General features: G+C 41.0%; 10 protein-coding genes, 1 pseudogene and 1 other annotated feature. Of the genes and pseudogenes, 4 read left to right on the top strand and 7 right to left on the bottom strand.

All coding sequences use genetic code 11. From position 1 onward, the window contains the following. Window positions 1–41: 41 nt before the first annotated feature. Window positions 42–336 (bottom strand): annotated as a pseudogene (locus NDQ71_RS21690) (alpha/beta hydrolase family protein); the annotation flags it as partial. A gap of 193 nt (window positions 337–529) precedes the next feature. Here NDQ71_RS21690 and NDQ71_RS21685 point away from each other — a divergent pair. Together NDQ71_RS21685 and NDQ71_RS21680 are read left to right on the top strand one after the other, a co-directional pair. Beyond that, complete coding sequence (locus NDQ71_RS21685; protein ID WP_301562712.1) at window positions 530–1,585, top strand: hypothetical protein; 1,056 nt, start codon at window positions 530–532, stop codon at window positions 1,583–1,585. A 27-nt stretch (window positions 1,586–1,612) separates the two neighbouring features. Next, the gene (locus NDQ71_RS21680; RefSeq protein WP_301562711.1) at window positions 1,613–2,434 is read left to right on the top strand and encodes a hypothetical protein; all 822 of its coding nucleotides are present in this window, start codon (window positions 1,613–1,615) and stop codon (window positions 2,432–2,434) included. A 176-nt stretch (window positions 2,435–2,610) separates the two neighbouring features. Here the strand turns inward: NDQ71_RS21680 and NDQ71_RS21675 are convergent. The 3 genes from NDQ71_RS21675 to ltrA form a co-directional block, all read right to left on the bottom strand. Next, window positions 2,611–3,830, bottom strand: a protein-coding gene (locus tag NDQ71_RS21675) for an IS3 family transposase (protein WP_223230517.1) whose coding sequence is annotated in 2 segments (ribosomal slippage) — window positions 2,611–3,542 and window positions 3,542–3,830 — 1,221 coding nt in all. Because the reading frame shifts where the segments join, the coding sequence is not laid out codon by codon here. Further along, window positions 3,436–3,552, bottom strand: a sequence feature (AL1L pseudoknot). (Overlaps the previous gene by 117 nt.) Window positions 3,831–3,973: 143 nt before the next feature. After that, window positions 3,974–5,497 (bottom strand): IS66 family transposase, encoded by a 1,524-nt coding sequence (locus NDQ71_RS21670; protein WP_301561759.1) that lies wholly within the window; start codon window positions 5,495–5,497, stop codon window positions 3,974–3,976. 310 nt (window positions 5,498–5,807) lie between these two features. After that, a complete protein-coding gene (gene ltrA / locus NDQ71_RS21665) occupies window positions 5,808–7,487 on the bottom strand; it encodes a group II intron reverse transcriptase/maturase (RefSeq protein ID WP_301561760.1) in 1,680 nt (559 codons plus the stop codon). A gap of 156 nt (window positions 7,488–7,643) precedes the next feature. Between ltrA and NDQ71_RS21660 the strand changes: the two genes are divergently transcribed. After that, window positions 7,644–8,803, top strand: a protein-coding gene (locus tag NDQ71_RS21660) for an IS3 family transposase (RefSeq protein WP_086962489.1) whose coding sequence is annotated in 2 segments (ribosomal slippage) — window positions 7,644–7,917 and window positions 7,917–8,803 — 1,161 coding nt in all. Because the reading frame shifts where the segments join, the coding sequence is not laid out codon by codon here. A gap of 489 nt (window positions 8,804–9,292) precedes the next feature. Here NDQ71_RS21660 and tnpB read toward each other — a convergent pair. Beyond that, the gene (gene tnpB / locus NDQ71_RS21655; protein WP_192540579.1) at window positions 9,293–9,538 is read right to left on the bottom strand and encodes an IS66 family insertion sequence element accessory protein TnpB; all 246 of its coding nucleotides are present in this window, start codon (window positions 9,536–9,538) and stop codon (window positions 9,293–9,295) included. Next, a complete protein-coding gene (locus NDQ71_RS21650) occupies window positions 9,538–9,834 on the bottom strand; it encodes an IS66 family insertion sequence element accessory protein TnpB (protein WP_301562710.1) in 297 nt (98 codons plus the stop codon). Before NDQ71_RS21650 ends, tnpB begins: the two co-directional genes overlap by 1 nt. Before the next feature lie 469 nt (window positions 9,835–10,303). Here NDQ71_RS21650 and NDQ71_RS21645 point away from each other — a divergent pair, with 469 nt between their 5' ends. Beyond that, window positions 10,304–10,903 (top strand): hypothetical protein, encoded by a 600-nt coding sequence (locus NDQ71_RS21645; protein ID WP_301562709.1) that lies wholly within the window; start codon window positions 10,304–10,306, stop codon window positions 10,901–10,903. A 175-nt stretch (window positions 10,904–11,078) separates the two neighbouring features. Here NDQ71_RS21645 and NDQ71_RS21640 read toward each other — a convergent pair whose 3' ends face one another. After that, entirely contained in the window at window positions 11,079–13,421 is a 2,343-nt protein-coding gene (locus tag NDQ71_RS21640) for a S9 family peptidase (RefSeq protein WP_301562708.1), read from the bottom strand. Window positions 13,422–13,538: the final 117 nt, after the last annotated feature.

Genomic DNA, 13,538 nt, shown 5'->3' with positions numbered 1-13,538 from the left:
GTTAGTATGTGGCTTTTTAGTCTCTAAACTAACTTACTGAGCTATTGGCTTAATAAGTGCTTTTCAAAAAACTCTGCCATCATAGTATGGTAATGCAAGGTGGTGCCTTTGCCTTCACGTAAGCTATGTGAGCGGTTAGGGTATGAGAAAATTGCTATGCTTTACAAGCTCGTCAATTAAGCGTTTTGAGCCTTGGTAATGCACGTTATCATCGCCTGTGCCGTGAATAAGCAATAGCTTACCGGTTAGGTTTTTAGCAAAGGTAATAATCGGCGAGGTATTATCGTAAATCTCAGTATCGGTATTTAGGTTACCCGCATAACGTTCTTGGTAAATATATTATCCTAAAAACACACTAGACTAAAAGCTTTCGAATAGATATCATCCGTCCCGATAAATGTAAAAGGAAGAACATTATGACTTGGAAACATTCCGGAAAAGCATCCGCTTTTAACCATATTGGGCTAGACGAGACGATAGCTCAAATAACTTAGCTTATGACCCAGTAGATCTAAAAAGTACTCGAATTTTGATCACGCAACAAGCCTTAGCTATGCTGGCTAATTTAAATCAATTTGACCAACAAAAAGTGATTAAAGAAATTACTTTTGTTTGCAAAAACCCAAATAGTTGTAGTTCAGTTAAGCACAGCACGCTGCCATTTAAGCGCTTATTTCGTTCTAGAGACCAATTCAAGTCATATCATTATCTAATAGACTTTAAAATTACAGCAGATAACCAAGTGGTAATTCACGATATATATTTCGATGTTAGTGCCACTGGACCAAAGCCAAGAGCAAGCCTAGAACGAAACATGTTATACAATGTAAAACGCCAAGGTGGTCGGTTTAATGGGGCTTGGGATAGTGATGAGTTACAGCAGAATAAAGACTCATGGGGATTATCAGGTTCTGGAGCCACTCAGGTTTCTAATCATCATGCAGCTGTGAATGGGATGCAGAATAATCTAAATAAAGCGGCTTGGTTAATGGGCGCTCACTTAGATGTGGCTTACCCTAAAGATAGTTTTGATACATACACTTTATTCCACAATCCGACTGATCGCATGCTGTATGACGTTGTTGAATGCATATTTGATAAACGCAAAGGAACTAAATCACAAAATGCACAACATTTAGCGGCCATCTTTTTTCAATCTCAGCAACAAGGAAAGAAAATAAAATGGGTAGTACACAGCCAAGGTGCTATTATTTTTACTGCGGCACTTGAAGAGTTTGCTAGAACTCATACTATTAGACTAACTTCTCAACAAGTAGCCGTTCACTCACCTGGAGCATACCTTCCGCGATTAAAATCCGCAGCTGCGCGATTGGGAATGTTGGTACATCAAGCTAATAGTAACCCCTTTGATGTAGTACCTAATATGGCGGGACAAAATAATCTATCTCCCAGTAGTTTAATACGCAGCTTAAAGTTTATGGGCCTAACGTTTTTAGGAACAGAATTAACCAGCCCCCATACATTACCTTATTTGGGACTAGAGTCTTACCATACTCAATTGCGTTTAGCTGGTAATCATCGAAGAGCACAAGACGTACTAAATTATATAGAAAAAAATACTTAGAGTGGTTGTATTGAGAAGGATACTTAAATGCTAATGAAAAAAATACTCCGCGGTTATCGCGGGGGCCCTGATTTTAACAATATTCAAAAAGAGCATTATTACCTAGACGAAGAGCTTAAATTGACCGTTGCTCTTCCAGTTTGTAATCCGTTGAAACAACCTAAAACAAAAATTGTAAATTATCCTTTTACAGCAGCAAATTGGTTTGAAACTAACTACAGTCAGATTCGACATTCTAAATATATTCCAATTCATGAGTCCTATTGGTTTTATTGGCCTCTAATGCGAACTCCGATGTCAGATGAGTTGGGAAGCCTGCGGCTCAATATTACTATTGGAAAGCTCGCATCTCCAGTCACTAGCGCTAAAGAACTCGGCCATGCCATTCTAAAAGAATATAACGACTATTATAATTCCTCTTCAATAGGTAAATATTTTAAAGGGCATAATACTGAGCTCATCAATGAAATAGAAGCTCATTCTGCTCGCCGAGCTACACCATTTTCAGACGAAGAAAAGCAACATCACATAGAGTCTAACTTATTAAATTCAGGTTTCCCTGAAATATCTCAATTTGATGAATGTACATTTAATAATATTGAGTGGATAAAATATACAGAGATTCGTTCTAACGAAACAAAGAAAAAATACGTTTTTGCAACGCAATTGAATGAAAAATATTATCTTATGGCTAATTTTACATTCGATCTAAATATGTCTCAAAATGATAAACCTTGGTACAAAGACGCTAATGCAGCTATAACCCCTTTAATGGAAGGTATTATGCTTAAGCATATAGAAAGTCTAAAAGAGGATAGTAAATTATTAAATAGCTCTGCTGATAGCTAAATTAATACTACTTAAGAAAGCAAAAGACCAAAGTCATCTTCCAGTAAATTTTACTCAGGTTCTTGTTATTTAGGTTTAGTATAAGGACATGAGACTTCCTTTCTCAAGGTTATCCTTTAAACCCAGCTGTAAACCCCTGAATCGCCCCGAGTTCATCGGAGACCAGTTTGTTTAAGTCAGGCCACTTTACCTGACTCGTTTAAATTATCATAGTAGTCTGTTTCATATTGAGCTGGTGAAATATACCCAATTGAAGATAATAAGCGTTGATTATTAAACCAATTGACCCACTCTAACGTTGCGTATTCAACAGCATCAACATTCTTCCACGGGCCATTTCTGCGAATAATCTCTGTTTTAAATAATCCATTTATTGTTTCAGCCAATGCATTGTCATAAGAGTCACCCACACTGCCTACAGACGCTTGAATTCCAGCTTCAGCAAGTCGCTCAGTGTATCGTATAGACAAATATTGGCTGCCTCTGTCGCTGTGGTGAATTAACCCTTCGGGGTTGCCACGATGCCAAATAGCTTGCTCTAACGCATCAAGAATAAGCTCTGTGTGCATTGTCGTTGATACACGCCAACCTACAATGTATCGTGAAAAAACATCTATCACGAAAGCGACATAAACAAACCCACTCCATGTGGCAACATAGGTGATGTCAGCTACCCAAAGTTGATTTGGCTGCTCAGCAGTAAATTGACGATTAACTAAATCAAGTGGCTTATCTTGTTGCTCGTCAGGTATCGTTGTCTTATGTGCTTTACCCCGACGAACACCTTGAATTCCCATAACTCGCATCAATCGTTCGACTGTACAGCGGGCGACTTGATGGTCGTCAAGCTGTAGCTGCTTCCATATTTTTCTTGCACCATAAACTGACATATTATCCTCCCACACTTCGCGAATGAGTATTATCAGCTCAGCATCACGCTTTTTGCGGTTAGACAGTCGCTCAGGCTCTCTTTGTATCTGTTTATGAGAATAATACGTTGATGGTGCAATCGGCAATTCCTTGCAAATTGACTCGACACCGTAATGCTCTCTGCAAGCATCAATAAAATCCACTATTACTTCTGTTTGCGGTCGAGCTCCGCTTGGGCGAAAAAAGCGGCAGCTTGCCTCAGGATATCATTCGTTCGCTTGAGCTCTTTATTCTCGCGCTCTAAGACGGCAAGGCGTTCTTCAGTTGATTGCGTATTAGAAGAGGGTTTAGACGGTTGAGCTTGAGATTTCTTGACCCATGCTCTAAGTGTTTCTGGGGTACATCCCAGTTTATCTGAAATCGATACTAGCGCAGCCCAAAGAGAAGGGTATTCATGCTGTTGTGTGGTAACAAGCCTAATTGCACGTTCACGAAATTCTGATGTATAGCGATTTGATTTTTTCATAGTTCCAGTTTCTCAAGTTATTGAGTCTCTGGCAAACACGGGGCGATTCACCCCGTTACATTTTGATTAAAAAAGCCACAGACTATTTGTTAGTCTGTGGCTTTTTAGTATTTAAACTAACGTAAGCGTATAGCTAACGACACCTAGCTTTGCTTAATATTCCAAGGTAACAGTGGCTCAAGGTTATCTGGCTGCTCAGCAAGGCGCTGTAAGCAAGTAGAGATATAGTCATGCACCACAAGGTCATTTGCCTTTGCGGTTTCAACAAGACTATAAAGTATAGCGCTGGCATGAGCACCATTGCAGGTATTTGAGAACAACCAGTTTTTTCGCCCTATTACGAACGGTTTTATAGCTCGCTCTGCACGGTTATTATCAATACTGAGCCTGCCATCATCAAGGTAACGCCTGAATTTCTCAAACTGATTTATCGCATAGGTAATTGCTTCACCTAACGCCATTTTTGGTGGGATTTTATCTTTATGCTTGAGTAACCATTGATACAATTCATCAACGATTGGTTTGGCTTTTCTCTGCCTAATCTTGAATTTTTCATCGTGCGATTTATCTTTGATGGCTTGCTCAATACCGTAGAGCTTGCGAATAAGGTTTAGTGCTACATCTGCTTTGACGGTTTTTTTATTATTGCCTTTAGCCTCGATGAATTTACGGCGCATATGGGCTAAGCACGCAACCAGTGTTGCATTCGTTTGCTCGTAAGCCTTGTAGCCGTCGACGTGCATGTAGCCTTCGTAACCATCAAGGAAATCAACCGCACATTGGCCTGCGCGACTGTTATGGTAATCAAACAAGACAATATTGGTGCCTTTACTCGGTTTATCATCGCCGCAACAATACAGCCACATATAGCTGGTTGCTTTATCTGCATTAATGACGTTTAACGGGGTTTCATCGCCGTGAATAACCGGTTGAGATAGCAACACGTCTTTTAAGCGTTGATACAGAGGGGACAACAGGTCTGCGCAGCGCAACATCCAGCTCGACATGGTTTGTCTGCTCAACTCAATACCAATATCGCCTAACATGGTTTCTTGGCGATAAAGTGGTAAGCCAAACTGGTATTTACACATGATTATTTGGCTCAGCAAGCTGGGCGTTGCGATGCTTTTTGGAATGGCTGTTGCGGGCATAAGGGCGGTTTTTACCACACTTTCAATGCCTTCACGCTCACAGTGACGGCACGTATATTTAGGGCGAATGGTTTTGATTACTTTGATATGCGCTGGCACAAACTCGAGTGCTTCACTGCTGCTTTCACCCATTTTGTGAAGGGGGCTTTGACAGCAATCACACATTTTGTCATCCTCTTCGAGGTCAACAACCACCTCAATTCGCGGCAACTGCGCTGGCAGTGGCCGGCGTTTCGGTTTGGCTTTTTCTTTCTTTACTGAGGCCGATGTGGCCAATAGCGCTTTATCATGTTCATCGAGAATATCTTCTGCTTCATTGAATACTTCGCCTGCACCCGGCATCTTTTCAGATTTTTTGGCGTACTCTTTGGCTAATTTCGCGTTATAAGCTTGTAGCAATTCGTGAATTTGCGCGTCTTTTTCAGCTAACTTTTCATCCATATGCTGTTGCAACTCAAGCAACATGCGCTTGAGTTGTTCTGGGTCGTCAGGAAGTGAGTGTGCATCAATTTTCATGTTCGCAATTTAACAGAATTTGACGGTGTTTTCTTGCTTGACGCAAAGATAAAACAAACGGTGTGGCAACGATCATTTACTGCCAATATGATCGATTAGATCATCGATTTATACCGCAACTCTTCATGACCAAGCACATCATATCCCGACAACAACCAATCCAGTTGCTCTGGACTGAGCTCAAATTCTTGCAGACTGGCTTTGGTTGGCCATTTGAACGTTTGCTTTTGTCGAGTAGCCAGACCCGATTACTCGAGCCCAGCCCTCTAAGAACGGTACGTGCGAGTTTCCCCGCATACCGCTCAAGTCGTTATAACGCCATGTAGGATGGCGCAGCAGTATTTTGACTCCTATGAATGCTGTTATGGCAATAAGGATGAACAACCACGGTATTACTCGCTTTATTATCACCACCTAAATATAAAGGTACTAGGCGGTGAATATTCCAACCAGTTTTAGCCGTTATTTTTTCTTTGCAATACAAACACTCACCATTTTGACGTGATAATAATCTATGCAGACGTTCTTTGTTGCGAGAATTTACTAACACATCAAGCCGAGATTCAAAGTAAGTTTCATGTGTCGGATCGTAAGGGTTTGCATCGGAATTGATCTTTGGATGTCGCACAATCGGCATTGCTGCTAACCGAAATAAGCCTATTTGTTTATCACCGGTGCAGAATGTCCAATTACGCGCCCCAACAGAGTGGAAGTATCTAGCCCTAATCCAGTATTTTCCTTTTCTAGGATGTCTACGACATGCCCATTTCCAGAGTAGCAACCATATATCAGAGTCAATCTTGCAAAATACTTCCTTTGCGACACTGTGTCGGTGATAATTGCACCAACCTCTTAATATTGGATTAAGCTGAAAGATTAGCCTGTCTTGTCGACTAGAGCGATATTTGGTGATCGTAAGTCTCAACTTATTCATCAGATGTAGAACGCTTTTGCTACTGGGTTTGACCAATAATTTGCCATTATACTTTCTGAGATTTTGACCAAGAAAATCAAAACCCTCTGATATATGCCTAACGTGCGTTTTTTCTGGCGATAATGCCAAACCACGTTGGGACATAAATTCATTAATACAAGGCAATATTGTATCTACCAAAAACGCTTGAGAATGAGCCGTTACAACAAAATCATCGGCATATCTGATTACAGAGACTCTCTTAACATTAGAACGAATTTCACGGTGCTTACCTCTTTTAACACCAGAAGCTTCTTCAATTGTTCCTTGCAGTTGATTCAATACCATATTCATTAACGTCGGCGAGATTATTCCTCCTTGCGGTGTTCCTGCAAGTGTTGGATATACCTTACCAGACTCCATAAAGCCAGCATTCAGCCACTGTGAAAGGATTGGTTTGTCGATGTTTAAGTGCTTTAGCATCCACTCATGGCTGATATTATCGAAGCAACCTTTAATGTCCGCATCAAGCACCCATTCTCCCGCACGTTTGCGACACAATACTTTGAAGCATTGTTCGATCGCATCAGCACAAGACCTTTGTTTTCGAAAACCAAAAGAATTGCCGTCACTGTTTGTCTCCACTTCTGGCTCAACGGCTAGCAAATATAGTGCTTGCATCCCACGATCCAGCATTGTGGGGATACCGAGAGGTCTTTTCTGCCCATTCGACTTTGGAATAAAGACTCGCCTTAATGGACTTGCCTTGTATCCAGAGCGTTTGAGCGATGAGATTGCTCGCCATTTTTTAGTAGCACTTTGCCATGTTTCGCCATCAACACCAGACGTTTTACGCCCTTTGTTCTCCGTTACTTGTTTAACCGCAAGGGCTTTCGCATAAAAGGAATGAGTCAATAACCATTGCAGGCTTTTAACTTTCCCTTTTCTCCCTTGCTTTACTGCTTTCACAATACGCGCTTGCAATGATCCTACGTAGCGCTTTGCAGCCTTCCAATCGATGTTAGACCAGCATTGCGCTTCGTTTATAGGTGCACATTGTTCATAAGAGCAATTCATTTGCATTCCTAAGCTAAAATCTTATTACAAATTTCTTGTGATTAACCACTCGATGGAAGTGGGCTATGCTTTCGCATGATGTCACGTTCATGTAATGGTCTAATGAAACTGGACAGGTTTATAGCGTAAAATGAGCTAAACCCAAAAGGTATCACTATGACCAGAAAATCAAAAGTAACACTCAGTGCACAACAAAAACTTGAATATGCCAAATTAATGGTAGAAGAAGGTTATACCAATAAGCAAATTGAAGAGATGTCTGGCGCAGGAAAGTCAGCAGTATCACGTTGGAAGCAACAATATCTATCTGAGCTAGATGGTAAGAGCCCGGGAAATGTACAAGCACTCACACCAGAACAGCAACGTATTCAATTGCTAGAGAAGCAGCTACAGCGAGCTTTAAGGGATAATGATATATTAAAAAAAGCCACCGCTTTCTTCATTCGCGACAATCAAAATTTAAAGTAATTAAAGCGTTGAAGAAAGCGACCCCAAGCTATACGGTATCTGAGTTGTGTCGTGCTTTAGAAGTCAGTACAAGTAGTTATTACTATGCGCCCGTCGCGCCAAATAAGTCAGAGCAGGCACTGCTGGAGTTAATTAAATCTATCGCTGACGATTCTGGTTATACGTATGGTAGACGCAGAGTGAACGTTGAACTGAATGCGTTAAATCATACGATTGGAATATATAAAACAGCGGCACTGATGAAAAAGTTGAATATAAAAGCCATCAGGCCGAAGAAAAAACATTACTACCCTAACTCAGGTGATGAACATAAGTACGCACAGAACCTCTTAAAACGAGAGTTTAACCCTGATTCACATAACACGCATTGGGTCGGTGATATTACCTATATCAGGAACCATCAAGGGTGGAGCTACTTGGCCTGTGTGTTAGACTTATCAACGAGGGAAGTTGTAGGGTATGCCTTATCAACAAGCCCAAATGCTGAATTGGCTATAGCAGCATTGAATAATGCTATTAAGCGTCAACAGCCGGTTCTTAATCAACTGATGTTTCATTCCGATCAGGGGTGTCAGTATTCTGCGGCCTCGTTTAGAGCTCGGTTATCACAACTAACTATAACGCAAAGTATGAGTCGTCGAGGTAATTGTTGGGATAATGCAGTAATGGAGCGATTTTTTAGAAGTTTAAAAACAGAGCGACTGAATCGCCTGTCATTTATAAATCATCATTCAGTTATAAGTGAGGTGGACAATTATATTCAGTTTTACAATTACAAACGTAGGCATTCTACGCTTAATTATATGACGCCACATCAGAAATATAATGAATTAAAAAATGCCGCTTAGAATCTCTACAGAATTTGTTGACCATTACATCAATACATCTATCTTTGCCATTACAGCAAGGCATTCGCTTTCTCCATCGTCCTTTACCCGCATGCCCGTCATTCATTCTTACGAAGAAACTACCTCAACGAGGGAGCATACGGGCTTACCAAGTTCCGCTTTATTCACATAATGGGTTAGTGTCAGTCAATCCGCCGGGGGCACATTAAATTGCGTAACATGAGACTAGAGCATGTTAACTTGTCCACCACACCTTTTGGTTCAAGCTTGTCAGCATCTTTAGCTTGTTTACAATGACGACAGTTACAACTGTTCAGTTAATTACACATACCATTAATTCCTAGGGCCCAACCGCATGATGCTTGCAGTTTGTTCAACATCACTATTGAACTTAAGGCTACATTGTCTTTCGAGCTTCACACCCCACCATTGCTAGTGACGCATATCGAAATAGGAAACCTTCGGCAATACGAAGGGTTGAATCAAAGTTCAACAGTAAACAAAGCGACTTCTTGTCGCACCTAATCGCTTGTACCACAAAGCAAACCCCGTTTTATCCCAGTAAACCAGCTTGAGTTTATCCTTCGCTTTGTTGCAAAATAAAAATAAAGCGCCAGTATAGGCATCACGTTCAAGCTCACCCTCAACGATTGCGACCAGACCATCAATGGATTTTCGAAAATCCACAGCATCGCGGTGTAAGTAAATACACTTTGGTTCAACAAACATTTTCATCAGGCAAGCTCGCGTAGTAATTGGCCTAGATAAGATGCAGGCGTTGTGGGAGGCAAACTGACGTTTACTTTTCCGACTTCGAGGGTAATCGACAGTTGGTGTTCGGTGACGTCAACGTGTTTAGCTACTTTAGCGCGAACAAAGCTGCCTGATGATTCATTAAGCTTACTTCGTGCGGCATAGAAGCTTGTTTTTGATAAAACATGTTGCTGGCAATAGTCAGTGATAGTTAAATCGCTGGCTTGTTGTTCTTCAATAATACTGCGCCATTGTTCAAGGCTGCGTGTTTTTCTCATGGCTATCTCCTCATTGAAATTCGGAAATAGCTTAATCATTTTGACGAGTGACTGGCAGGTGCATTTTGCTAGACGCTTACAAACTAACTAATCAAACTACTGACTCAATAAGTTCTTTTCAAAAAACTCGGCCATCATAGTGTGGTAGTGCAGGGCGGTGCCTTTGCCTTCACGTAGGCTGTGTGAGCGATTCGGGTATGAGAAAAACTCGAACTGTTTGTTGTGTTTAACCAGCTCGTCAATGGGTCGTTATTGGGGTTATCCGCATAACGTTCTTGTTAAAGAGCCCTGTAATCCATTTATAAATTTATCTAGAAGGAAATGTGAAAGCTTTTATAGAAATTGGAGTAAAAAATCGATTAAACGCGGTGTTCTTTCCGTATAGTTTTAGGTAATAATTAAGATAAACGTCAGCTTTATAGCTTATTTCAACTTTAGCTTTATGCTAAGTGTTTAAAAGGATAGTTTAGTGATACACAATATTTCAAAATGTAGTTTTATTAGTTTAATTTTATTGCTGACTCCATTGACTGTTTATGGTCGTACCCAATCAACAATGTTTTGCGAAATATCGTCTATAGGGGGCCAAGAAGTCACAATCAATGAGAAAAAATATAATAATGACATCAAGTATGATTTTCAGCTTATAGATGAGCATAAAATAATAACCGTTACTGCGGGGGTTATAAGGCCTGAGCACAACTCTATTTTATTTAAAACCCCAGCTAAAGAAGCATCGAAGATTGAAATTGTGGAATACTCACACAAAAAATATGAAAAAATGTGGGAAGAGGAGCTTCATCATACAGTTGCTTTATTACACTCTAAAAACCATATTTGGGAGCAACGCGCTGCAAAGTTATCACTTTGGAAAGCTACGTTTAATGAGCATGATAACTTAATAGGCTTTTGGTCATCAGCTAGCGACGAGGGGCTGTTCACAATTTCATTAAATGCACTAAAAGCTTCTAATGGACAGGATGAATTGGTGCCTACTAATGTAATAATGGATACTGTTGATGAAATTCTTAGTCAGTGCAAAATAAAATCATTTAAAAATGAAACCTAGAAAGTTAAAGGGGTGCTTGGGATTAACTACTTGTACTGGCTCAAAACCTTTCCCCTTGAGCCTTTTCCCTTTCAACTAGTTTTTGTAAACCCCTCTTACATTTTGATTAAAAAAGCCACACGCTAACAACGGCTAACGTGTGGCTTTTTAGTATCTAACTTCATTTTTTGAATGATTACTTATTCAATAAGTTCTTCTCAAAAAACTCGGCCATCATAGTGTGATAGTGCAGGGCGGTGCCTTTGCCTTCACGTAGGCTGTGTGAGCGATTCGGGTAGGAGAAAAACTCGAACTGTTTGTTGTGTTTAACCAGCTCGTCAATTAAACGCTCTGAGCCTTGGTAATGCACGTTATCATCCCCCGTGCCATGAATAAGCAATAGCTTACCGGTTAGGTTTTTAGCAAAGGTAATCGGCGAGGTATTATCGTAGCTCTCAGGGTCGGTATTGGGGTTACCCGCATAACGTTCTTGGTAAATAGTGTCGTATAAACGAATATCTGGCACCGGTGCAGAAGCAATACCCACTTTAAATTTATCACCATGGCGGAACAATAAATTAAGGGTTGAGCTGCCGCCCCCTGAGTGGCCCCACACGCCTACGCGGTCGGTGTCTATTACATCCCAACGTTTTGCCATGGCATCTAGTGCATCGACTTGGTCTTGCACTGTGATAGAGCCAATTTTTTTATAAATCGATTTGCGCCAATCACGGCCTTTTGGTGCGCGTGTGCCTCGGTTATCAACCGATGCCACAATAAAGCCTTTTTGTGTTAGCAATGATTTATACAAGTAACTGTTACCTTCCCAGCGGTCTTGTACCGTTGAGCCCCACGGTTCACCGTATACGTAAAAAACAATCGGGTATTTTTTACTTTTATCCATGTTTTTAGGGAACATAATGTAGCCATCAAGCTCGGTGCCGTCGCTCGCATTCACTTTAAAAAACTCATGGCTAGGTAAGCTTTGCTCAGCCAGCTTTTCTTTCAGCTCGTTATTTTCAACTAAGGTTTTAACATTACTGTGGCTGCTCACTTTAATGATCTCTTTGCTTGCTGGCATACCGAACTTAGAGTAAGTGTGCATTGCCCAAGAGGTATCTTTAGACATGTAATAGCTGTTTGAGCCTTCAAATTCTTCAGGTGTTACACGTACAGGCTTGCTGCTGCCATCAAGCGGGGTGCTGTATAAATAGCGCTGGCCCGGGTTTTCAGGAGAGGCGGTAAAGTACATCACGTTTTTATCTTCGTTTAACGCCAGCATATCTACAATATCATAATCGCCTGGGGTTAAATCGATAATGGTTTTGCCATCGCGCGATACACGATAAAGATGACGCCAGCCATCGCGCTCGCTGTGCCAAATAAAGAATTTGCCGTCTTTTGACCAGTTAGCTTTATAAAACCATTCGATAAAGGCGTCGTCTTTATCTTCTAGAATTTTAGTTAATTGCTGTTTTTGCCAATCGAATAACCAAACCTTGTTATGGTTTTGCGGGCGGTTTAGGTCTTGGATCATTAATTCCTTACCGGTACCTGCCCAGCTAATACGAGGAATATAACGATCACGGTTATCGCCTTCAAGCGCAGCCCAGCGCGTTTGTTTGTCGGCTATGCTTACCACACCAACACGTACTGCTGAGTTAGTTTCACCGGCTTTTGGGTAAGGAAACTCTTTTAAAGTAGGGTAAAGATCATCGGTATTGTTGATCATAGTGAAGTATTTAACGCCACTAGTATCAAGCTGCCAATAGGCAATTGATTTATTATCAGGGCTCCAACGAAAGCCATCTGCAATAGTGAATTCTTCTTCGTACACCCAATCAAAATTGCCGTTAACAATAGTAGCGCTGCCATCGGTTGTCAGTGCTGTTACTGTGTTGCTGCCAACCGATTGCATATATATGTTGTTGTCAAGCACGTAGGCAATTTTTGAGCTGTCTGGCGAGAACTTAGCAAACATCAGCTTTTTAGCTTCAACATCGCTACCACCAAGTTGCTGTAGTTGATTGGTTTCAAGATTAAGTAACCAAAAATCACCGCGACTACGTGAACGCCATACTTGCTCACTATTGGTAAATACCATTAACCATTTGCCGTCTTTCGACCATTGGTAGCTTTCAATTGCAAATGGCTCGTCTGCGCCTTCTGGCAGTAGTTTTTCAAACTCAACCAGTACTTTACGGCCCGTGCCATCAGCGTTGTAAAATACGATATCGTTGCCTTTTACACCGTGCTCTTTTTCGTCATCAGCTTTGGTTTTTTCAGCATCGTCTTCTTTATTTTTTTCGCTTTTACGCTCTTCAAGCACTGTATAGCCGGTGCCATCATCAAGCCATTTAAAGTAAGTGCTACGCTGTGCCTTGAAATATTTATCTTTATAGATTTGTTCAAGCGACAGTGGATTGCTAATTTGTGTCATTGTTGTAGTAGCCGTAGAATCAGGTGTTACAGAGCAGCCAAACAGTGACAGCCCAGCCAGTACCGACAAAACCAGCCCAGAGGTTTTAAGTAATTTCATGTAGTGATCCTAAAAGGGGTTAGCGAGCGTGTATTTATTTACAGGTCGCATTAGCAACACTTTAGCAAAAATTACTTTTAAGATCTGAACGTTTGTCGCAATAAGCATAGGGTTAAA

Source organism: Pseudoalteromonas sp. KG3, from assembly GCF_030436385.1.
Taxonomy (GTDB): Bacteria; Pseudomonadota; Gammaproteobacteria; order Enterobacterales; family Alteromonadaceae; genus Pseudoalteromonas; species Pseudoalteromonas prydzensis.
Note: the sequence above shows the minus strand (reverse complement) of the source record. Positions and strands in the feature narration are given on the sequence as shown.

Coding starts and splice junctions, on each gene's coding strand:
- NDQ71_RS21670 (WP_301561759.1), bottom strand. CDS start 5,497: ATGAAAATTGATGCACACTCACTTCCTGACGACCCAGAACAACTCAAG.
- NDQ71_RS21640 (WP_301562708.1), bottom strand. CDS start 13,421: ATGAAATTACTTAAAACCTCTGGGCTGGTTTTGTCGGTACTGGCTGGG.
- NDQ71_RS21680 (WP_301562711.1), top strand. CDS start 1,613: ATGCTAATGAAAAAAATACTCCGCGGTTATCGCGGGGGCCCTGATTTT.
- ltrA (WP_301561760.1), bottom strand. CDS start 7,487: ATGAATTGCTCTTATGAACAATGTGCACCTATAAACGAAGCGCAATGC.
- tnpB (WP_192540579.1), bottom strand. CDS start 9,538: ATGAAAATGTTTGTTGAACCAAAGTGTATTTACTTACACCGCGATGCT.
- NDQ71_RS21650 (WP_301562710.1), bottom strand. CDS start 9,834: ATGAGAAAAACACGCAGCCTTGAACAATGGCGCAGTATTATTGAAGAA.